Genomic DNA, 21338 nt, shown 5'->3' on the forward strand with positions numbered 1-21338 from the left:
GGAATGTTGGGAGCGACCCTTGTGCACCCCCCGGTGTTCACTTAACCTCGCAGCAACATCGAAGCGCTTCGACTGAAAATCTACGTGACAGTGGTCGGGGGACCCGCTTCAGCTCAGCCAGTTCCACTCGAGACACCGCAGCCGACGGCCACCGCCGGGTGTCCTGGTGCGCCATGAAGGGTTGACGCAATGACGCCGAACGCCGCTTCCGCTTCCACCGGCTCCTCCGGCCCGAGCCGGCGAAGCTTCCTCGCCTCCACGGCGGTCGCCACCGCAGCGGTGGCGGGAGGGATGCCGCTGCTCTCCGCCTGCGGCGGCTCGGACAGCGGCTCGCGCGACGGCACCACCTCCGGCAAGGACGCCAAGAAGATCCTGCCCACGTACGTGGCGTCCAACGTGGTGACGCCGGACATCCCGGCCAGGAACGGCTCCTCGATCGGCTTCACGAGCGAGCTCGACATGGCCGGCCTGAAGACCTCGGTGCCGAAGAAGCTCGGCAAGGGCGGCAAGGTCACCGTCATGTCGCCGTTCTGGGGCTCCCCGCCGAAGGCCGACAACGCCTACTACACGGGGATGAACGACCTCATCGGCGTCGACGTCGTCTGGCAGAACCAGGACGGCAACACCTACGAGCAGAAGCTCGGCGCGGTCCTCGCCTCCAGCGACGTACCGGACGTGGTCGTCGTCCCCGGCTGGAACATGAACGGCCGGATACCCAGCGCGATCATCAGCAAGTTCGCCGACCTCGGGCCCCACCTCTCCGGCGACGCCGTCAAGGAGTACCCGAACCTCGCCGCGATCCCCACGGACGCCTGGCAGCGCTCCATCTTCGGCGGCAAGCTGCGCGGACTGCCGATGCCGTCGGCGTACGTCTCCAACATCGTCCCGCTCTACCGTAAGGACATCTTCGACAAGGAGGGGTACGAAGTCCCCACCACCGCCGACGAGTTCCACGCCCTGGCCAAGGAGATCACCAACGCCAAGGCCAAGCGGTGGGCCTGTCTCGACATGAAGTGGACCGCCTGGAACATCTTCGGCGTGCTGCCCGGCGACGAGAAGGGCCTCATGTGGAACCTCGTCGACGGCAAGCTGATCAACCGCATGGAGACCCAGGAGTACCTGGAAGCGATCGAGTGGACGCGCAAGCTGTTCGCCGACGAACTCGTGCACCCCGACGCCAAGCTCGGCAAGAGCAGCGCCACCGACCCGGGCCCCAAGTTCGCGGCCGGCGAGTTCCTCATCTACAACAACGACATCTCCCAGTGGTACAGCCGCACCGCCGAACAGGCCGCCCAGAACCCCGACTTCGAGGTCTGGGGCATGGACCTCTTCGCCCACGACGGCGGCACCCCCACCTTCTGGGCCAAGAACCCGGCGGGCATCTTCGCCTTCGTCAACAAGAAGGCGTCCAAGTCGGTCATCCAGGACGTGCTCGCCGTCGCGAACGTCACCGCGGCGCCGTACGGCACCAAGGAGTACATGATGACCAACTACGGCGTGGAGGGCACCCACTACACCCTCAAGGACGGCGTCCCGGTCAAGACCGACCAGGGCAACCTCGACGTCCTCAACGCCTACGTGATGATCGCCAGCCCCGCCTCCACCCTCGCCCACCCCGACTTCCCCGAGGTCGCGAGGGGGCAGGTCGAGTGGCAGCAGAAGGTCGGCGCCCACACCAAGAAGTCCTCCTTCTACGGCATGCAGATCACCGAGCCCTCCCGCTGGGCCAACCTCTCCAGCGACTTCGAGCAGCTCGAGGACGACATCATCCGCGGCCGCAAGAAGATCGGCGACATGCAGCAGGCCGTCTCCGACTGGAAGAGCAAGGGCGGCGACCAGCTCCGCGACTGGTACCAGAAGATTCTCGACGAGAACGGTTCGGCGGCGAGCTGACCCGGCATCGAGGCAAGGAGAACGGCCGTGTCCCACAGCACGGTGCCTCGGAGCGGGGCCGGGGCAGCAGACGAGAAGGACAAGCCCCCGGTGGCGTCCGGCGGCGCCACCGGCCCCGATGACGGCGCGCCGAGCGGGCCCTCGGGGAAGCTGGGCCTGCGCCTCAGGTTCAGACGCGACCGTGTCCTGCTCCTGATGACCCTGCCGGCCCTCGCGCTGGTCCTGCTCTTCAACTACGTGCCGATCCTGGGCAACATCGTCGCGTTCCAGGACTACGACCCGTACATCAGCGACAACGGCATCGTCTCCATGCTGCACAGCCCCTGGGTGGGCCTGGAGAACTTCCAGCGCATCTTCGAGGACTCGGCGTTCTGGGACGCGGTCACCAACACCCTCGTGCTGTTCTTCCTGCAACTGGTGCTGTACTTCCCGATCCCCATCCTGCTCGCGCTGCTCATCAACAGCGTGGTCAGGCCGCGGGTACGGGCGGTCTCGCAGGCGATCCTGTACCTGCCGCACTTCTTCTCGTGGGTGCTGGTCATCGCGGTGTTCCAGCAGCTGTTCGGCGGCGCGGGCATCCTCTCCCAGCTGCTGCGCCAGCACGGCTACGACGGCCTCGACATCATGACCGACCCCGAGACCTTCAAGTACCTGATCACCGCGCAGAGCGTGTGGAAGGACGCCGGCTGGGGGATCATCGTGTTCCTCGCCGCGCTGTCCTCCGTCCCGACCGACCTGTACGAGGCCGCCGCGATGGACGGCGCCGGGCGCTGGCGCCGTATGTGGCACGTGACGCTCCCGGCCCTGCGCCCGGTGATCGCACTGCTGCTGGTGCTGCGCGTCGGTGACGCGCTGACCGTGGGCTTCGAACAGATCCTGCTCCAGCGCGACTCCGTGGGACCAGGTGCCTCGGAGGTCCTCGACACCTTCGTCTGGTGGAACGGCGTGCGCAACCAGGACTTCGGCTACGCGGCCGCCGCCGGGCTCGTCAAGGGCGTCGTCAGCCTCGGGCTGGTCCTCGCCGCGAACAAGGTGGCCCATCTCATGGGCGAGCAGGGGGTGTACAAGAAATGAGCACGGTGCTCGAGAAGTCCCGTCCCTGGTCCGCTCCGCCCCGGCCGGCCTGGGAGGAGGAGCCCAGCAGGGCCGGGGTGGCGGGCAAGGGGCTGGTCCTCGCGCTGGCCTGCCTCGGGATCCTCTTCCCGATCTGGATCGTCGTCGTCACCAGCCTCTCCTCCCGCCGGACCATCGATCAGGCGGGCGGACTGGTGATGATCCCCAAGGGCGTCACCTTCGTCGCCTACCGGGAGCTGCTGAGCGGCGGGCAGGTGACACGGGCCGCGGTGATCAGCGTCCTCATCACCCTGGTCGGCACGCTGTTCTCGATGACGGTGTCCGTCCTGTGCGCCTACGGCCTCTCCCGGTCGGGCTCACTGGGACACCGCTGGCTGCTGCTGGTCCTGCTGGCCACGATGTTCTTCAGCGCCGGTCTGATCCCGACGTATCTCCTGGTGCAGTCGCTCGGCCTGACCGACACCTACCTCGCGCTGATCCTGCCCGGCGCGGTCAGCGTCTTCAACATCCTCGTCCTGCGGGGCTTCTTCATGGGCATCTCGCAGGAACTGATCGACAGCGCGCGGATCGACGGGGCCGGGGAATTCCGGATCCTCTGGCAGATCGTCATGCCGCTGTCGCGGGCGGTGCTGGCGGTCATCACCCTGTTCTACGCGGTCGGGTACTGGAGCGCCTGGTTCAACGCCTCGCTGTACCTCAACGACCAGGACATGATGCCGCTCCAGAACGTCATGATCCAGCTCGTGCAGAAGCAGGAGGCGCCGGTGGGGCCGGGGCAGGCCATCAAGACCGGTGAGCTGTCGGGGCTGGCCGTGCAGATGGCGGTGATGGTGATGGCGTTGCTGCCGGTGGCTGTCCTGTCCCCGTTCGTCCAGAAGCACTTCAAGAAGGGGATGCTGACGGGGGCGGTCAAGGGCTGAGCCCCGGGTGCGGGTGCGTGGGGGCTGATCGCGCCGTTCCCCGCGCCCCTCGGTGGGCGCAGTCACGCCCGCTGCATCGCGGCGGCACCCCGTCAGCGCCGGGCTGCGTGACCCACCTTCGGTTCCCGGCAACCCAGGTCCATCTCTCCCACCCCCTGCGAGGTACCCCCATGCACGTCACCCGCCGCACCGTCCTCGCCGGCACCGCAGCCGCCGCCGCGCTCACCGCCCTCCCCGCGGTGCAGGCCCATGCGGTCACCGAAGGCACGCCCCCCTACCGCTGGCGCAACGCCGTCATGGGCGGCACCGGCTTCGTCACCGGCGTCCTCTTCCACCCCGCCGTCCGCGGCCTCGCCTACGCCCGCACCGACATCGGCGGGGCGTACAGATGGGACGACCGCGCCGCCCGCTGGACCCCCCTGACCGACCACCTCGGCTGGGACGACTGGAACCTCCTCGGGGTGGAGGCCCTCGCCGTGGACCCCGTCCACCCGGAGCGCCTCTACCTGGCCCTCGGCACCTACGCCCAGTCCTGGGCCGGCAACGGCGCGCTCCTGCGCTCCGACGACCGCGGCGCCACCTGGACCCGCACCGACCTCACCGTGAAGCTCGGCGCCAACGAGGACGGCCGGGGCGCGGGGGAGCGGCTGCTGGTGGACCCGAGGGACAGCGACACCCTGTGGCTGGGCACCCGGCACGACGGGCTGCTCAGGTCCGGTGACCGGGGCGCGAGCTGGGCAGCCGTCACCGGCTTCCCCGGCACCCCGACCGCCGCCGGCCAGGGCGTGACCCTCCTGGTCGCGGCCGGCCGCACCCTCTACGTGGGCTGGGGCGACTCCGACGGCACCGCCGGGTCCGTGAACCTCTACCGCACCACCGACGGCAGCACCTGGGAAGCCGTCCCCGGGCAGCCGGCCGGCACGTCCGCCAAGGTCCCGATCCGCGCCGCGTACGACTGCCACACCCGCGAGCTGTACGTGACGTACGCCGACGCGCCCGGCCCCAACGGCCAGTCCGACGGCAGCGTGCACAAGCTGGCGACGACGACCGGCACCTGGACCGAGGTCACGCCGGTCCGGCCGGGCGGCGGCGACACCTTCGGCTACGGGGGCGTCGCCGTGGACGCCCGCCGCCCCGGCACCCTCGTCGTCTCCACCAACAACCGCTGGGCCGCGGTCGACACCCTGTACCGCACGACCGACGGCGGTCGCAGCTGGACGTCCCTCAAGGACGCCGCCGTGTTCGACGTGTCCGAGACTCCCTTCCTGAAGTGGGGCGAGGACCGGCCGAAGTTCGGCTGGTGGATCCAGGCCGTCGCCGTCGACCCGTACGACTCGAAGCACGTCGTCTACGGCACCGGCGCCACCCTCTACGGCACCCGCGACCTCAGGCACTGGGCGCCGCAGATCCGCGGCCTGGAGGAGACGTCCGTGGTCCAGCTGGTGTCGCCCCCGGCCGGGGAGGCACACCTGCTGAGCGGCTCCCGGGACATCGGCGTGATGTACCACGAGCGGCTCACCGCGTCTCCGTCGCGCGGCATGGCGACGAACCCCGTGTCCGGGTCGGCGACGGGACTCGCGCAGGCCGCGGCCAGGCCGTCGTACGTGGTCCGCAGCGGGTGGGGCGACCACGGCAACGGCGCGTACTCGACCGACGGCGGGCGGACCTGGGCGCCCTTCGAGGGACAGCCCGCCATCGCCAAGGACGCTCCGGGGCCGATCGCCGCCAACGCCGACGGCAGTGTGCTGCTGTGGTCCTTCGTGCACTGGGACGGCACGAAGTACCCGGCTCACCGCTCCACGGACCACGGCACGACCTGGTCCGAGGTCTCCTCCTTCCCGAACGGCGCCACGCCGGTCGCCGACCCGGCCGACCCGACGCTGTTCTACGCGTACGACTCCGACAAGGGAAACGTACGCGCCAGCACTGACAGTGGCCGCTCGTTCACGGTCCGTGCGACCGGGCTGCCGGCCGGTGACAGCCAGTTCAAGCTGGTCGCGGCCCCGGGCCGGTCCGGCGACCTCTGGCTCTGCACCAAGTGGAACGGGCTCTACCGGTCCACCGACGGCGGCGCCACGTTCGCCAAGGTGGCCAGCTGCTGGGCCTCGTACACCCTCGGCTTCGGCAAGGCCGCCCCCGGTGCCGACTACCCGGCGATCTACCAGGTCGGCTCGACGGAGGCGATCACCGCCGTCTACCGCTCCGACGACGGCGCGAAGAGCTGGGTGCGCATCAACGACGACCGGCACCAGTGGGGCTGGACCGGCGAGATCATCGTCGGCGATCCGCGGGTGTACGGCCGCGTCTACCTCGCCACCAACGGGCGCGGCATCCAGTACGGGGAGCCCGTCCGATGAGCACGGGCCGCAGGCCGACCCTCGCCGACGCCACCCGGGGCCGCATCCTCTTCGGCGGCGACTACAACCCCGAGCAGTGGCCCGAGGAGACCTGGCCCGAGGACGCCCGGCTGATGCGCGAGGCCGGCGTCACCGCCGTCACCGTCGGCGTCTTCTCCTGGGCGAAGCTCGAACCAGAGCCGGGGGCACGGGAGTTCGGCTGGCTGGACCGGCTCATGGACCTTCTGCACGAGCACGGCGTCGGGGTCGTCCTCGCCACCCCCACCTCCTCCCCGCCGCCCTGGCTCGGCCGGCTCCACCCGGACTCGCTGCCCGTCACCGAGGACGGCCGGACCGAGTGGTGGGGCGGCCGGCAGCACTTCTCCCACTCCAGCGCCGCCTACCGAGGCCACGCCGCGGCCATCACCGAGGCCCTCGCCGCCCGCTACGCCGGCCATCCCGCCCTGACCATGTGGCACATCAACAACGAGTACTGCACGGCCGACTTCGGCGACGAGGCCGCCGCCCGTTTCCGCCGCTGGCTGCGCGCGAAGTACGGCGCCCTCGACGCCCTCAACACCGCCTGGGGCACCGCCTTCTGGAGCCAGGGCTACGACAGCTGGGACGGCATCCTGCCGCCGCGCACCCCGCACTATCTGAAGAACCCCGCCCAGGTGCTGGACTTCCGGCGCTTCACCTCCGACATGCTCCTGGAGTGTTACACCGCCGAGCGGGACATCGTCGCCCGGCACACCCCGCACATCCCGGTCACCACCAACTTCATGCCGCTGTTCCCCGGCCAGGACGCCTGGCGCTGGGCCGAGGAGGAGGACGTCGTCTCCGTCGACCTCTACCCCGACCCGAGGGACCCGCTCGGCCCGCAGCACGGCGCCCTCGTCCAGGACCTCACCCGCTCCCAGGCGCGCGGCCCCTGGATGCTGATGGAACAGGCGGCCGGCCCCGTCAACTGGCGCGGGGTGAACCATCCCAAACCGCGCGGCCTCAACCGTCTGTGGTCCTTCCAGGCCGTCGCCCGGGGCGCCGACGCCGTCTGCTACTTCCAGTGGCGCCAGTCCCGCCAGGGCGCCGAGAAGTTCCACTCCGGCATGCTCGGTCACGCGGGGGAGCGGGGCCGCACCTTCCAGGAGGTCAAGCGGCTCGGCGCCGAACTCGCCGCGATCGGCCCCGCGGTGACCGGCAGCCCCCTCCACGCCGACATCGCCATCCTCCACGACTGGCACGCCTGGTGGGCCTCCGCCCAGGAGGGCCGCCCCTCCGCCCACGTCGACCATCCCGCCGTCCTGCACGCCTGGCACCGCGCCCTGTGGGAGGCCGGGTTCGCCACCGACTTCGCGCACCCCGCGCACGACCTCGGCCGCTACCGGCTCGTGGTCGTGCCCCAGCTGTACGCGCTGACGGACGCGGCCGTCGGCAACCTCCTCGCCTTCGTCCGGGCCGGCGGCACCCTGGTCTGCGGCTTCCTCACCGGTGTCGCCGACGAGGACGACCGGATCCGCCCCGGCGGCATGGACCCCCGGCTGCGCGAGCTGTTCGGCATCCGCGTCCTGCACGAGTGGTGGCCGCTGGAACCGGGGGAGACCGTCGTGTGCGACGGCTTCCTCGGGACCCTGTGGTCGGAGGAGCTGGAGGCCGAGCCCGACGCGGTCGAGGCCCGCTACGGCGGCGGTGAACTCGACGGCTTCCCCGCCGTCCTGCGCCGCGACCGCGCCTGGTACGTCTCCACCCTCCCCGAGCCCGACGCCCTGCGCGCGCTGACGGCCCGCATCGCCGCCGGGGCCGGGGTCCGCCCGGTCCTCGCCGGGCTCCCGGACCGGGTCGAGGCCGTACGCCGCGGTGAGCTGCTGTTCCTCCTCAACCACCGCCGCGAGCCGGTCACCGTCGACGTCCCGGGCACCCACACCGACCTGCTCACCGGGGACAAGATCACCGATCGGGTTTTCCTGGACCGGTACGGCGTGATGGTGTTGCGGTCATGACGGTCACGCACGGCTCCTGGGAGCCGACCCCCGCCGCCCGCTGGGAGGACGCCTTCCTCAGCGGCAACGGTCACCACGGCACCCTCGCGTTCGGCGACCCGAACGACGACCGGGTCATCGTCACCCATCACACCCTGGTCCGCCCCAACGGCGCCGAACACGCCCGCCCGCCCGAGCTGGCCGCCGGACTCCCGGCCCTCCAGGACCGGTTGCTCGCCGGTGATCTCACGGCGGCGGAATCGTTCACCGACCACCGCCCCCTGCAGTGGGTCCAGCCCTTCCACCCCGCCTTCCAGATCCGACTGCGCCGGGCCACCCCGGCCGAACCGCACCGCTACCGCCGCACCGTCGACTTCACGACCGGCGAGACCACCGCCACCTGCGGGGAGTGGACCAGCAGGGTCTTCGTCTCCCGCGCCGACGACGTGATCGTCCAGCACATCACCACCCCCGACCTGGACATCTCCCTCGACCACCGCCTCCCCGGCGCCCCCGCCGACCTCGCCGTCGGCCACGGCGAGGCCCTCACCCCGGACGGCGCCCTGCTCACCCTGCGCGCCCGCTACCCCGGCAGCGACCGCGCGTACACCGGGGTGACCCTCGTCGCCGTCACCGGCGGCAGCGCCTCCCTCACCCTCCCCGGGGTGCGGATCACCGGCGCCGCGTCCGTCCTCCTGCTCACCCGGGTGCGCCGCCACACCGGCGACCTCGACGTCACCGCGGAGCAGCGCGCCCTGGCCGCCCTCCCGGACTCCTACGAGGATCTCCTCGACCGCCATCTCGCCCTGCACCGCACCGCCTACGAACGGGTCGCCCTCGATCTGCGCGCCGACCCCGACGAACGCGCCCTCCCCGGCTCCGAGCTGCTCAAACGCCCCCGCAGTACGGCCCTCCTGGAGCGCCTCTTCGCGGCCGGCCGCTATCACCTGCTGTCCTCCTCCGGCCTCAACCCGCCGCGCCTGACGGGGCTGTGGACCGGCGACTGGGACACCGCCTGGTCCGGCGCGTTCACCAACGACGCCAACCTCAACCTCCAGACCGCCTCCGCCGCGACCGCCGCCCTTCCCGAAGTCACCGCCGCCCTGGCCTCCCTGATCCATCGCCAGCTCGACGACTGGCGGGAGAACGCCCGCGCGGTCTTCGGCGCCCGGGGCGCGGTCGCGCCCGCCCACACCGACGGCGAGTCCGGGCTGACGTACCACTTCAGCCGTGAGTACCCGCTGCACCTGTGGACGGCCGGTGCCGACTGGCTGCTCAAGCCCCTCGTCGACCACGACGAGACCCGGGGTGTCCGCGACCCGCGCACCGCCGCCGCCCTCGCCGAGGTCGCCCGTTTCTACGAGGACTTCCTCACCCGCACCGACCCGGACGACCCCGACGGGCATCTCGTCGTCGTCCCCTCCTACTCCCCGGAGAACCGGCCCGCCAACGCGAGCTGGGGCGCCGTCGACGCGGCCATGGACCTCTCGGCCGCCCGGCACGCGCTGCTCACCGCGGCCGACCACCACCCGGCGGACGCCGACCGGTGGCGCGCCCTGGCCGACCGCCTCCCCCCGCACCGGGTCAACGCCGACGGCGCTCTCGCCGAATGGGCGAGACCCGGCCTCGACGACTCCTACGACCACCGCCACCTCAGCCATCTCTACGGCGTCTGGCCGCTCGACGAGATCACCCCGTACGACACCCCGGAGCTCGCGGCCGCCGCCCACCGCGCGCTCGCACTGCGCGGCGCCGAGAACGACTCCGCGCACGGCCACCTCCACCACGCCCTGATCGCGGCCCGGCTGCGCGACGGCCACCGCGTCGGCCACGCCCTCGACCGGGTCCTGGACGGCGACTTCTTCCACGCCTCGCTGATGAGCGCCCACTACCCCCACCGCGACGTCTACAACGCGGACGCCGCGCACACCCTGCCCGCCGTGCTGATCGAGGCCCTCGTGCACTCCACCCCCGACCGGCTGGTGCTGTTCCCCGCCCGGCCGGCCGCGCTCCCGGCGGGCGAGGTGCGGGGCCTGCGCACCCGGTTCGGCGCCGAACTCGACCTCGCCTGGGGGCCCGAGGGCGCCACGGCGGTCCTCAGGCCCACCCGCACCCTCCGCATCGACGTCCGGACCTCCGCCGACGACACCAAGCCGCTCGACCTCGTCGCCGGCGAAGAACACGTCCTCACCACGGGGACGTGGTAACTCCCCGCACCTCCCCCCACCCATGGAAGGGACACCATGGCAACACGCACGCTCGGCAGGGTCGTCAAGGCCCTGATCGCCCCCACCCTGGCCCTCGGCGCGACCGTCGGTCTCGCCTCCGCCCCGGCCTCGGCCGCCGTCTGGAGCTCCTGCGACCAGTGGGGCAACACCAGCCTGAACGGCTACACGCTCTACAACAACATCTGGGGCTCCGGCGCCGGCAGCCAGTGCGTCTGGGCCAACTCCGGCACCAACTGGGGAGTCTGGGCCAACCACCCCAACACCGGCGGCATCAAGTCCTACCCCAACTCCAAGAAGGTGATCAACAAGTCGATCACCTCCCTCGGCTCGCTCTCCAGCAGCTACAACGTCACGGTCCCCTCGTCCGGCGCGTACAACACGTCGTACGACATCTGGGACACGGACTACGACTACGAGATCATGCTCTGGGTCAACTACAACGGCGCCGTCGGCCCCCTCGGCACCTCCCAGGGCAACGTCACCCTCGGCGGCCACACCTGGACCGTCTACAAGGGCACCAACGGCGCGAACGAGGTGTTCTCGTTCCTGCGCACCTCGGACTCGTCGTCCGGCACCGTGAACATCCTGCCGATCCTGAAGTGGATCAAGGACACCAAGGGCTGGTTCGGCAACGAGACCATCGGTGACGTGCAGTTCGGGTACGAGATCACCTCGTCCTCGGGCGGCCTCGACTTCGCCACCAACAACCTGACCGTCAGCAGCAGCTGACGGACCGGCGGGCCGGGGCCGGCGCCGGGGCTCTCACGCCCGGTCGACCTCGGCCCGCAGCGCGTTGTAGCCGGCGAACGCGGTGTCGACGTCGGCCCGGGTCAGTCCGTAGCGGGCCAGGTCGTAGCGGTGCGGCCGGGTGCCCTTCGGACGGGCCGCGACCTGGGGCAGCCGGGCCGCGTCGGCGTCGGTCCAGCGCGCGCCGATCGCGTCGTAGAGCTTGGGTGCGCCCGCCGCCGGGTCGGAGCCCAGCCAGGAGTAGGGCACGTCGATCAGCGCCTCGCGGGGGATCACGGCGCGGGCGGCGAGACCCCGGGTCATCGAGCGGCTCAGCAGCTCCAGCCAGGTCCTGCCGAGGTCGTGCAGGTCCAGCGGGCGCAGGGTGATCGCCATGCCGTGCTCGATCAGACTGCAGAACGAGGGCACCACGGCGGCCGGATCACGGTGGGTCCACACGATCGTCGCGTCGGGGAACACCGACAGCAGCGCGTCGAGGTTCTCGGTGTGCAGCGGCGACTTCAGCACCCAGCGGCGGCGCGGACGGCCGTACTGGAGGACCTGGTAGATCTGCTTGAGGTAGGCGTAGTCGGGCCGGAAGTCCCGCTCGTAGTGCCGTTCCCGGTACGCGGGGATACGGGCCTGGGACAGCGGCATGATCGTGTGCGGGAGGGCGAAGGTGCACTCCTCGGGGCTCTCGGCGGCCATCGGGTGGATGTCGCGGTAGCGCGGGGAGAGCAGGTTGATCGCCCCGACCAGCCCGCGCGCCGCCGCCACCGCCCGCTTCCGCTGCCGCTCGGTCCCCTCCAGATCCGGGGTGAGCAGCTCCCAGAGGCGGGGACATCGGTGCTGTTCGGAGAGGGACAGCACGCCGTGGGTGAGGGTGGTCGCGGTGCGCGGCAGGCCGACCACGAACACGGGCCGCTCGACCGGCTCCCGGACGATCCGCGGATGGTCGGCGATCAGCCGCCGGACCCGGGCGCGGTTGGCGAGGTGCCGGCGCACATGGCCCTGGGCCGACCACCAGCCGACCGGGGTGAGGTGCTCGTCCCGGGCCCAGCTGCGCAGCAGGAACCGGAACTCGGCGGAGAACACCGCGTCCACCGGCCCGGCCGAGGCGGCCAGCCGGTCGAAGACCCGGTCGGGGCTGCGGCGGGAGGCGAACCCCGGCCGCAGGAGCTGGTTGGCGAGGGAGAGGGCGAGGGGAGGCGCGGACATGGGGCAACACCCTTTCGTGGCGCTGGTGGGGCAGCGGAAAGCCAGCTGGATGCCAGCCCTCTACCCCACCAACTCCCTTTTGCCACAAGGGTGTTCGGGCGTTACGACGATGATTCGGCCACCGGCAGCCGGGCCCCGTCCCGCAGGAACAGCGGGATCCGGTCCAGCGGCGCGTCGACCGTCACCGACCTGCCGCCCTCGTACGCCTCACCCGTCCACGCGTCCGTCCAGCGCGCCCCCGCCGGAAGGTACGCAGTCCGCTCCCTGGCTCCCGCCTCCAGCACCGGTGCGACCAGCAGGTCCCGGCCGAACAGGTAGGAGTCGTCGACCGACCAGGCCGCCGGGTCGTCGGGGAACTCCAGGAACAGCGGACGCATCGGCGGCAGCCCCTCCTCGTGGGCCTCCCGCATGACGTCGAGGACGTACGGCTTCAGCCGCTCGCGCAGCCGCAGGTACTTCCCCAGGACCGCGCCCGCCTCCTCGCCGTACGACCACACCTCGTTCGGGCCGCCGGTCATGTCCGGGCCGAGCGGCATGCCCGGGTCGCGGAAGCCGTGCAGCCGCATCAGCGGGGACAGCGTGCCGAACTGGAACCAGCGGACCATCACCTCCCGGTACGCCGGGTCGTCCGGGTCGCCGCCGTGGAAGCCGCCGATGTCCGTGTTCCACCACGGGATGCCCGACAGCGCGGTGTTGAGGCCGGCCGCGATCTGCCGGCGCAGGGTCGGGAAGTCGGTGCCGATGTCACCCGACCACAGGGCCGCGCCCCAGCGCTGACTGCCGGCCCACGCCGAGCGGTTGAGGGTGACGACCTCCTCGCCCTCGGCGCGCAGGCCCTCGTAGAAGGTGCGGGCGTTCTCCGCCGGGTAGAGGTTGCCGACCTCCAGGCCCGGGCCCGCCCAGTAGCGCAGGTTCTCCTGGAAGCCCGGCTTCAGCTCCGGCTCGCAGGCGTCCAGCCAGAAGGCCGTGATCCCGTACGGGGCGAGGTAGTTGTCCCGGACGCGTGACCACACGAACTCCCGGGCCTCGGGGTTCGTCGCGTCGTAGAAGGCCACCTGGACCGTGGAGGCGACCTCCTTGTCCGGCCAGTCGGCGTGCGCCAGCGGTCCGTACTGGGTGCCGATGAAGTGACCGCGCTGCTCCATCACCGGGTGGTTCTCGCTCAGCGGCGACACCGAAGGCCACACGCTGACCACCAGCTTGATGCCGAGCTCCGCCAACTCCCGGACCATGGCGGCAGGGTCGGGCCACTCCCGCAGGTCGAACTTCCAGTCGCCGAGGTGCGTCCAGTGGAAGAAGTCGCAGACGATCGCCGAGATCGGCAGGCCCCGGCGCCTGTACTCGCGGGCCACGGCGAGGAGTTCGTCCTGGGTGCGGTAGCGCAGCTTGCACTGCCAGAAGCCCGCCGCCCACTCCGGGAGCATCGGCGTGCGGCCCGTCACCGCGCTGTAGCGGCGCTGCCCGTCGGCCGGGGTGCCCGCCGTGATCCAGTAGTCGATCTGCCGGGCGGAGTCGGCCACCCAGCGGGTGCCGTTCCCGGCCAGCTCCACCCGGCCGATCGCCGGGTTGTTCCACAGCAGGGTGTAGCCGCGGCTGGACGACAGCACCGGGATGCCGACCTCGGCGTTGCGCTGGACCAGGTCCAGGACCAGGCCCTTCTGGTCGAACCGCCCGTGCTGGTGCTGGCCGAGCCCGTACAGCTTCTCGTCCTCGTACGCGGCGAACCGCTGCTCCAGCCGGTGGTGACCGTTGCCGACGGCCGTGTAGTGCCGCGAGCCGGGCCACCAGAAGTGCGCGCGCTCCTCCGCCAGCACCTCACCGCCGTCGTCGGTGCGCAGAAAGCGGATCAGACCCTCGGCGTCCACCTCGACGGTGAGCCCGCCGACGGTCAGCACCCCCCGTCCGTCCTCGGTCTTGATCGTGTACGGCGTCGGCGGCGCCGTGTCCAGCAGCGCGCCCGGCAGTCCGTCGAGCACGGGACCGCCGAGCCGGGCGCGGACCCGGACCGCGTCCGGCCCCCACGGCTCGATCCGGAGGGTCTCCTGACGGCCGCTCCACTCCAGCGCGCCGTCCCGCTCGCGGAAGGTGCCGACGGTGGGGGAGGACTGCGCGAGGCTGACCGCGCCGTGACTGGTCTGGTTTTCGGCAGGCTGATTCACGTGGGGGCTCCTGTGCTCCTGGAGGAGTGCGGACATGGGGGTGCCCTGGCGTGGCACACCAGCGAGAGGGAAGAGCGGGGAAAACCTCAGTGAGCGGCCGGGCCGGTGCTCGCCCGGACCGTCAACTCGGGTTCGATCAGCACGACTTCGTCCGTCCCCCGGCTGTCGAGCTTGGCCATGAGACGTTCCACGGCGTGCCGGCCCATCTCCTGGGCGGGGATGGCGACCGAGGTCAGCCGCACCGAGGCCTGGACGGCGACCTGCTCGGGGCAGATCGCGACCACGGAGACGTCCTCGGGGACGGCCCGGCCCTGCTGGCGCAGCAGCGCGAGCAGGGGTTCGACCGCCGACTCGTTCTGCACGACGAACCCGGTCGTGCCCGGGCGTTCGTCGAGGATCCGGGCGAGGGTCACGGCCATCGCGTCGTACCCGCCCTCACAGGGGCGGTGCAGCAGCCGTACACCCGTCTCCCGGGCGCGGGAGCGCAGTCCGTCGAGCGTGCGCTCGGCGAAGCCGGTGTGCCGCTCGTACACCGCGGGCGCCTCGCCGATGACAGCGATGTCGCGGTGGCCGAGGGAGGCGAGATGCTCCACGCACAGCGCGCCGGTCGCCGTGAAGTCGAGGTCGACGCAGGTCAGGCCGGAGGTGTCGGCCGGCAGTCCGATCAGCACCGAGGGCTGGTCCGTGTGCCGCAGCAGCGGCAGCCGTTCGTCGTCGAGCTGGACGTCCATCAGGATCATGGCGTCGGCGAGCCCGCTGCCGGTGACCCGGCGCACCGCGTCGGGGCCCTCCTCGCCGGTGAGCAGCAGCACGTCGTAGCCGTGGGTGCGGGCCGTGGTGGCCACCGCGATGGCGATCTCCATCATCACCGGCACGTACATGTCGGTGCGCAGCGGGATCATCAGCGCGATGATGTTCGACCTGCTGCTGGCCAGCGCCCGGGCGCCCGCGTTCGGGTGGTAGCCCAGCTCGCGGATGCTCTGCTCGACCCGCTGCCGGGTGGTCGTGGAGATGGACCGCTTGCCACTGAGGACATAGCTCACCGTGCTCGCCGAGACTCCGGCGTGCTGGGCGACCTCGGCGAGGGTGACCATCCAGCTCTCCAAGCTTTGTGAAGCGCTTCGACAGTGCGCAGTGTGAACAAGAGTGGGTGAGGGTGGTTCGACAGTAGCCCCAGCGGAGGTGGGTGTCCATAGGATGTCGAAGCGCTTCGACAGCGAGTGGTGTCGGAATCATGGAGAAGATGCGCTCTGCCTACCACGTGCAAGCGCTCACCAGGGAGTGCACGGCCTTCGGCACCGTCGCGCTCGTTGACGGAGTCGCCCCGGAGGCACTGGCCGCCGGCGCGGGCCCGCCGGGCACCGGCTGCGGCCGGCCGCGCTCGACCCCGACGACTTCACCCGGGCACTCGTCCGGCGCAAGCCGACCGGCCGTCCGGACACCACGTCCTCCGCGGTCACCATCGGCCGATCCGGACCCCGACGGGCACGCGAAGGGTGGCGGGGTCGTCCCGGATCGGGTACCAACGATCGAGTAGCACCCATCGGTAACCGATGTGGTCCATGATCCCGATTCGCGGCGAGGTGAGCCTCATGTCCGCACCACCCCTGAAGAAACCCACCGTCACCGAACGTGAGGCACGCCAGGTGGCGGAGGCCGCCCGGGAACAGGACTGGCGCAAGCCCAGCTTCGCCAAGGAACTGTTCCTGGGCCGGTTCCGCCTCGATCTGATCCATCCTCATCCGCTCCCCACCGACGAGGCCGTCCGGCGCGGCGAGCAGTTCCTCACCAAGCTCCGCGCGTTCTGCGAGACGAAGATCGACGGGGCGCTGATCGAGCGCGAGGCCCGGATCCCCGACGAGGTGATCAACGGCCTCAAGGAACTCGGCGCCCTCGGCATGAAGATCGACCCCAAGTACGGCGGCCTCGGCCTCACCCAGGTGTACTACAACAAGGCGCTGGCCCTGGTCGGCTCGGCCAGCCCCGCCGTCGGCGTCCTGCTGTCGGCCCACCAGTCGATCGGCGTCCCGCAGCCGCTGAAGATGTTCGGCACCCCCGAGCAGAAGCAGGCCTTCCTGCCGCGCTGCGCCACCACCGCCGTCAGCGCCTTCCTGCTCACCGAGCCGGACGTCGGCTCCGACCCGGCCCGCCTCGCCACCGGCGCGGTACCCGACGGGGACGACTACGTCCTCGACGGCGTCAAACTGTGGACGACGAACGGCGTGGTCGCCGACCTGCTGGTGGTCATGGCGCGCGTCCCGAAGAGCGAAGGCCATCCCGGCGGCATCTCCGCCTTCGTCGTGGAGAGCGACTCGCCCGGCATCACCGTGGAGAACCGCAACGCGTTCATGGGCCTGCGCGGCATCGAGAACGGCGTCACCCGTTTCCACCAGGTCCGGGTCCCCGCCGCCAACCGCATCGGCCCCGAGGGCGCCGGCCTGAAGATCGCCCTCACCACCCTCAACACCGGCCGGCTCTCCCTGCCCGCGTCCTGCGTCGCGGCCGGCAAGTGGTCGCTGAAGATCGCCCGCGAGTGGTCGACGGCCCGCGAGCAGTGGGGCAAGCCGATCGCGAGCCACGAGGCGGTCGGCGCGAAGATCAGCTTCATCGCGGCCACCACCTTCGCCCTGGAGGCCGTGCTCGACCTGTCCTCCCAGATGGCCGACGAGGACCGCAACGACATCCGCATCGAGGGCGCCCTGGCCAAGCTCTTCGCCTCCGAGATGGGCTGGCGGATGGCCGACGAACTCATCCAGATCCGCGGCGGCCGCGGCTTCGAGACGGCCGACTCGCTCAGGGCCCGCGGCGAGCGCGCGGTCCCCGCCGAACAACTCCTGCGCGACCTGCGCATCAACCGCATCTTCGAGGGCTCCACGGAGATCATGCATCTCCTCATCGCCCGCGAGGCCGTCGACGCCCACCTCTCCGTCGCCGGCGACCTCATCGACCCCGAGAAGTCCCTCCAGGACAAGGCCAGGGCGGGCGCCAACGCCGGTGTCTTCTACGCCAAGTGGCTCCCGAAGCTGGTCGCGGGACCGGGCCAGCTCCCGTCGTCGTACACCGGCTTCAGGTACGGCGGCGTCGACCTCTCCGCGCATCTGCGGTTCGTCGAACGGCATGCCCGCAAGCTCGCCCGCTCCACCTTCTACGCCATGTCCCGCTGGCAGGGCCGGATGGAGACCAAGCAGGGCTTCCTCGGCCGGATCGTCGACATCGGCGCGGAACTCTTCGCGATGAGCGCGGCCTGCGTCCGGGCCGAACTGCTGCGCACCCGCGGCGAACACGGCCGCGAGGCCTACCGGCTCGCCGACGCCTTCTGCCGCCAGTCCCGGCTGCGCGTCGACGAACTCTTCACCCGCCTGTGGAGCAACACCGACGACACGGACCGCAAGGTCGTCAAGGACGTCCTCGCGGGCGCCCACACCTGGCTGGAACAGGGCGTCATCGACCCCTCCGGCGACGGCCCGTGGATCGCCGACACCACCCCCGGGCCCAGCGAGCGGGAGAACGTCCACCGCCGCATCGAGTGACGGACGCGGGGCACGGACGGCCGACTGCTCACGCAGCCGGCCGTCCGTGCCCCGCGGCGCCGGATCCGGTGCTCGCACACCGCACCGGCCGGCGCCGCGTCGGCGGCCGAGGAACCGCCGGTGTCCAGGCCCCGGCACAGCACCGGCACCGCCCAGGCCCGCTGCCCGGTGCGCGGCAGCACCCGTATCCCGTCCCCGTACCCCGCGGGCTTCAGGACGTCCCGGTAACGGCTGCCCGACTCCGGCCGCCCCCGCGCGGACACCGACAGCACGGCGACCGGCTCCCGCGCCCGGGGAGGGGAACACCCGCCCGCCCGGACCGCAGCGGCCCGGCACCGCCAGGACACCCCTCGGTCCCGGTGACCCATGGGCGTGACGGATCGCGGGCCAGGCAACAATGGGGGGATGAGCGTTCCAGCCCCCCTCGCCGACCCGCACCTCGTCTACGACCCCGTCGCGGGCGACGGCCCCAAGGACGTGGTGATCCTCGGTGCCACCGGATCGATCGGCACCCAGGCCGTCGACCTCGTGCTGCGCAACCCCGACCGGTTCCGGGTCACCGGCCTGTCCGCCAACGGCGGCCGGGTCGCCCTCCTGGCCGAGCAGGCCCGCCGGCTGCGGGTGCGGACCGTCGCGGTCGCCCGCGAGGACGTCGTCCCGGCCCTGCGCGAGGCGCTCGCCGCCGAGTACGGCACCTCGGAGCCGCTCCCCGAGATCCTCGCCGGCCCGGACGCGGCCACGCGGCTCGCCGCCTCCGACTGCCACACCGTCCTCAACGGCATCACGGGCTCCATCGGCCTCGCACCCACCCTCGCCGCCCTGGAGGCGGGCCGGACCCTCGCGCTCGCCAACAAGGAGTCGCTCATCGTCGGCGGCCCGCTGGTCAAGGCCCTCGCCAAGCCCGGGCAGATCATCCCGGTGGACTCCGAGCACGCCGCCCTCTTCCAGTCCCTCACCGCCGGCACCCGCGCCGACGTGCGCAAACTGGTCGTCACCGCCTCCGGCGGCCCCTTCCGCGGCCGCACCAGGGCCGAGCTGGCGCACGTCACCGTCCAGGACGCCCTCGCCCACCCCACCTGGTCCATGGGACCGGTCATCACGATCAACTCCGCGACCCTCGTCAACAAGGGGCTGGAAGTCATCGAGGCCCACCTCCTCTACGACATTCCCTTCTCGCGGATTGAGGTGGTCGTGCACCCGCAGTCGTATGTCCACTCGATGGTTGAGTTCACGGACGGATCGACACTGGCCCAGGCGACGCCCCCCGACATGCGCGGGCCCATCGCCATCGGCCTCGGCTGGCCGCAGCGCGTCCCCGACGCCGCGCCCGCCTTCGACTGGAGCACGGCGTCGACCTGGGAGTTCTTCCCGCTCGACAACGAGGCCTTCCCCTCGGTGAACCTCGCCCGGCACGTGGGCGAGCTCGCCGGGACGGCCCCGGCGGTGTTCAATGCCGCCAACGAGGAGTGCGTGGAGGCCTTCCGCGCCGGCGCGCTGCCGTTCAACGGGATCATGGAGACCGTGACGAGGGTCGTCGAGGAACACGGCACCCCGGCCACGGGAACCTCACTCACCGTGTCGGACGTCCTCGAAGCGGAGACCTGGGCGCGCGCCCGGGCACAGGAACTGACGGCGCAGACGGCGGAGGCCCGTGCATGACGACCCTGATGTTCATCCTCGGGATTCTGGTCTTCTTCGTGGGCCTGCTCTTCTCGATCGCCTGGCACGAGCTGGGCCACCTGTCCACGGCGAAGCTGTTCGGCATCCGCGTGCCCCAGTACATGGTCGGCTTCGGCCCGACCATCTGGTCGCGCCGGAAGGGCGACACCGAGTACGGCATCAAGGCCATCCCGCTCGGCGGCTACATCCGCATGATCGGCATGTTCCCGCCCGGTGAGGACGGCCGGGTCACCGCCCGCTCCACCTCGCCCTGGCGCGGCATGATCGAGGACGCCCGCTCGGCCGCCTTCGAGGAACTCCAGCCCGGCGACGAGAAGCGCATGTTCTACACGCGCAAGCCGTGGAAGCGCGTCATCGTCATGTTCGCCGGCCCGTTCATGAACCTGATCCTCGCGGTCGGCCTGTTCCTGACCGTGCTGATGGGCTTCGGCATCCAGCAGGAGACCACCAACGTCGCCTCCGTCTCGCCCTGTGTCATCGCGCAGAGCGAGAACCGCGACACCTGCAAGAGCACCGACAAGCCCTCCCCGGCCGAGGCGGCGGGGCTGAAGAAGGGCGACAGGATCGTCTCCTTCGACGGCGTCTCCACCGCCAAGTGGGACACGCTCTCCGACCTCATCCGGGACAGCGCGGGCAAGACCGTGGCGATCGTCGTCGAACGCGGCGGCAAGGACGTCACCCTCCACGCCACCATCGCCACCAACCAGGTCGCCAAGAAGGACTCCAGCGGCGCCTACGTCCAGGGCGAGTACGTCAAGGCCGGCTTCCTCGGCTTCAGCGCGGCCACCGGCGTCGTCAAGCAGGACTTCGGCGACTCCGTGACCTGGATGACCGACCACGTCGGCGACGCGGTCGACTCCCTCGTCGCCCTGCCCGGCAAGATCCCCGCCCTGTGGAACGCGACCTTCGGCGACGCCCCGCGCGAGCCCGACTCCCCGATGGGCATCGTCGGCGCGGCCCGCGTCACCGGTGAGATCGCCACCCTGGACATCCCCGCCTCGCAGCAGCTGGCGATGGCCGTGTTCGTGGTCGCCGGCTTCAACCTCTCCCTGTTCCTGTTCAACATGCTCCCGCTGCTCCCGCTCGACGGCGGGCACATCGCGGGCGCCCTGTGGGAGTCGCTGCGCCGCAACCTCGCGCGCGTGCTGCGCCGCCCGGACCCGGGCCCGTTCGACGTGGCGAAGCTGATGCCGGTGGCGTACGTGGTGGCCGGGATCTTCGTCTGCTTCACCATCCTGGTACTGATCGCGGACGTGGTTAACCCGGTGCGCATCTCGTAGTCATCCGCAGTTCGTGACGGCCCGGGACACTTGGTCCCGGGCCGTCTTCCATCGGGTGGGTTTGACGGCAGCGATGTGCTCCCGCCCGGTCCCGTGCCGTAATCTCGAAGCCTGGAACCCGCCATCGACGGGACCTGGACCTTGATCCACGACTTGGGGTTGCACAGCAGATGACTGCGATTTCTCTCGGCATGCCGTCCGTTCCGACCAGGGTTGCCGAGCGCCGGAAGAGCCGGCAGATCCAGGTGGGCTCGGTGGCCGTGGGCGGTGACGCGCCGGTCTCGGTGCAGTCGATGACGACGACCCGTACGTCGGACA

14 protein-coding genes are annotated in these 21338 nt (G+C 71.2%); 11 read left to right on the forward strand and 3 right to left on the reverse strand.

Annotated elements, in window-relative coordinates:
• Positions 1-189 precede the first annotated feature (189 nt).
• The 7 genes from AQJ64_RS28680 to AQJ64_RS28710 all read left to right on the forward strand — a co-directional run bounded on the left by AQJ64_RS28680 (position 190) and on the right by AQJ64_RS28710 (position 11156).
• Positions 190-1893 (forward strand): extracellular solute-binding protein, encoded by a 1704-nt coding sequence (locus AQJ64_RS28680; RefSeq protein WP_055634778.1) that lies wholly within the window; start codon positions 190-192, stop codon positions 1891-1893.
• Positions 1894-1920: 27 nt separating this feature from the next.
• Positions 1921-2967 (forward strand): ABC transporter permease, encoded by a 1047-nt coding sequence (locus tag AQJ64_RS28685; protein ID WP_055634779.1) that lies wholly within the window; start codon positions 1921-1923, stop codon positions 2965-2967.
• Positions 2964-3887, forward strand: a complete 924-nt coding sequence (locus tag AQJ64_RS28690) for a carbohydrate ABC transporter permease (protein ID WP_055634780.1) — start codon at positions 2964-2966, stop codon at positions 3885-3887. Before AQJ64_RS28685 ends, AQJ64_RS28690 begins: the two co-directional genes overlap by 4 nt.
• 170 nt (positions 3888-4057) lie before the next feature.
• The gene (locus tag AQJ64_RS28695) at positions 4058-6244 is read left to right on the forward strand and encodes a WD40/YVTN/BNR-like repeat-containing protein (RefSeq protein WP_055634781.1); all 2187 of its coding nucleotides are present in this window, start codon (positions 4058-4060) and stop codon (positions 6242-6244) included.
• Complete coding sequence (locus tag AQJ64_RS28700) at positions 6241-8220, forward strand: beta-galactosidase (RefSeq protein ID WP_055634782.1); 1980 nt, start codon at positions 6241-6243, stop codon at positions 8218-8220. Before AQJ64_RS28695 ends, AQJ64_RS28700 begins: the two co-directional genes overlap by 4 nt.
• Entirely contained in the window at positions 8217-10406 is a 2190-nt protein-coding gene (locus tag AQJ64_RS28705) for a glycosyl hydrolase family 95 catalytic domain-containing protein (RefSeq protein ID WP_055634783.1), read from the forward strand. The genes AQJ64_RS28700 and AQJ64_RS28705 overlap by 4 nt, the downstream gene beginning before the upstream one ends.
• A 36-nt stretch (positions 10407-10442) precedes the next feature.
• On the forward strand, positions 10443-11156 hold the full coding sequence (locus AQJ64_RS28710; RefSeq protein ID WP_055634784.1) for a glycoside hydrolase family 12 protein: 714 nt from the start codon (positions 10443-10445) through the stop codon (positions 11154-11156).
• A gap of 33 nt (positions 11157-11189) precedes the next feature.
• On the opposite strand, the gene AQJ64_RS28715 is transcribed toward AQJ64_RS28710, so the two are convergent.
• From AQJ64_RS28715 to AQJ64_RS28725, 3 genes are all read right to left on the reverse strand, one after another.
• A complete protein-coding gene (locus AQJ64_RS28715; RefSeq protein ID WP_055634785.1) occupies positions 11190-12371 on the reverse strand; it encodes a sulfotransferase family protein in 1182 nt (393 codons plus the stop codon).
• 101 nt (positions 12372-12472) lie between these two features.
• Entirely contained in the window at positions 12473-14530 is a 2058-nt protein-coding gene (locus tag AQJ64_RS28720) for a glycoside hydrolase family 31 protein (protein ID WP_055634786.1), read from the reverse strand.
• A gap of 86 nt (positions 14531-14616) precedes the next feature.
• Positions 14617-15624, reverse strand: a complete 1008-nt coding sequence (locus AQJ64_RS28725; RefSeq protein ID WP_055634787.1) for a LacI family DNA-binding transcriptional regulator — start codon at positions 15622-15624, stop codon at positions 14617-14619.
• 498 nt (positions 15625-16122) lie between these two features.
• On the opposite strand from AQJ64_RS28725, the gene AQJ64_RS28730 reads away from it, so the two are divergent.
• The 4 genes from AQJ64_RS28730 to AQJ64_RS48330 form a co-directional block, all read left to right on the forward strand.
• Complete coding sequence (locus AQJ64_RS28730) at positions 16123-18060, forward strand: acyl-CoA dehydrogenase family protein (protein ID WP_055634791.1); 1938 nt, start codon at positions 16123-16125, stop codon at positions 18058-18060.
• A 405-nt stretch (positions 18061-18465) separates the two neighbouring features.
• Complete coding sequence (gene dxr / locus AQJ64_RS28735) at positions 18466-19719, forward strand: 1-deoxy-D-xylulose-5-phosphate reductoisomerase (RefSeq protein ID WP_055634788.1); 1254 nt, start codon at positions 18466-18468, stop codon at positions 19717-19719.
• Entirely contained in the window at positions 19716-21020 is a 1305-nt protein-coding gene (locus AQJ64_RS28740) for a M50 family metallopeptidase (RefSeq protein WP_055634789.1), read from the forward strand. The genes dxr and AQJ64_RS28740 overlap by 4 nt, the downstream gene beginning before the upstream one ends.
• Positions 21021-21190: 170 nt before the next feature.
• A partial coding sequence (locus tag AQJ64_RS48330) for a flavodoxin-dependent (E)-4-hydroxy-3-methylbut-2-enyl-diphosphate synthase (protein WP_483316192.1) occupies positions 21191-21338 on the forward strand: 148 nt, incomplete at its 3' end.

The sequence above is a fragment of the Streptomyces griseoruber genome (assembly GCF_001514205.1).
Taxonomy (GTDB): Bacteria; Actinomycetota; Actinomycetes; order Streptomycetales; family Streptomycetaceae; genus Streptomyces; species Streptomyces griseoruber.

Coding starts and splice junctions, on each gene's coding strand:
- dxr (WP_055634788.1), top strand. CDS start 18,466: ATGAGCGTTCCAGCCCCCCTCGCCGACCCGCACCTCGTCTACGACCCC.
- AQJ64_RS28710 (WP_055634784.1), top strand. CDS start 10,443: ATGGCAACACGCACGCTCGGCAGGGTCGTCAAGGCCCTGATCGCCCCC.
- AQJ64_RS28695 (WP_055634781.1), top strand. CDS start 4,058: ATGCACGTCACCCGCCGCACCGTCCTCGCCGGCACCGCAGCCGCCGCC.
- AQJ64_RS28705 (WP_055634783.1), top strand. CDS start 8,217: ATGACGGTCACGCACGGCTCCTGGGAGCCGACCCCCGCCGCCCGCTGG.
- AQJ64_RS28715 (WP_055634785.1), bottom strand. CDS start 12,371: ATGTCCGCGCCTCCCCTCGCCCTCTCCCTCGCCAACCAGCTCCTGCGG.
- AQJ64_RS28740 (WP_055634789.1), top strand. CDS start 19,716: ATGACGACCCTGATGTTCATCCTCGGGATTCTGGTCTTCTTCGTGGGC.
- AQJ64_RS28730 (WP_055634791.1), top strand. CDS start 16,123: ATGTCCGCACCACCCCTGAAGAAACCCACCGTCACCGAACGTGAGGCA.
- AQJ64_RS28725 (WP_055634787.1), bottom strand. CDS start 15,624: ATGGTCACCCTCGCCGAGGTCGCCCAGCACGCCGGAGTCTCGGCGAGC.
- AQJ64_RS28700 (WP_055634782.1), top strand. CDS start 6,241: ATGAGCACGGGCCGCAGGCCGACCCTCGCCGACGCCACCCGGGGCCGC.
- AQJ64_RS28690 (WP_055634780.1), top strand. CDS start 2,964: ATGAGCACGGTGCTCGAGAAGTCCCGTCCCTGGTCCGCTCCGCCCCGG.
- AQJ64_RS28680 (WP_055634778.1), top strand. CDS start 190: ATGACGCCGAACGCCGCTTCCGCTTCCACCGGCTCCTCCGGCCCGAGC.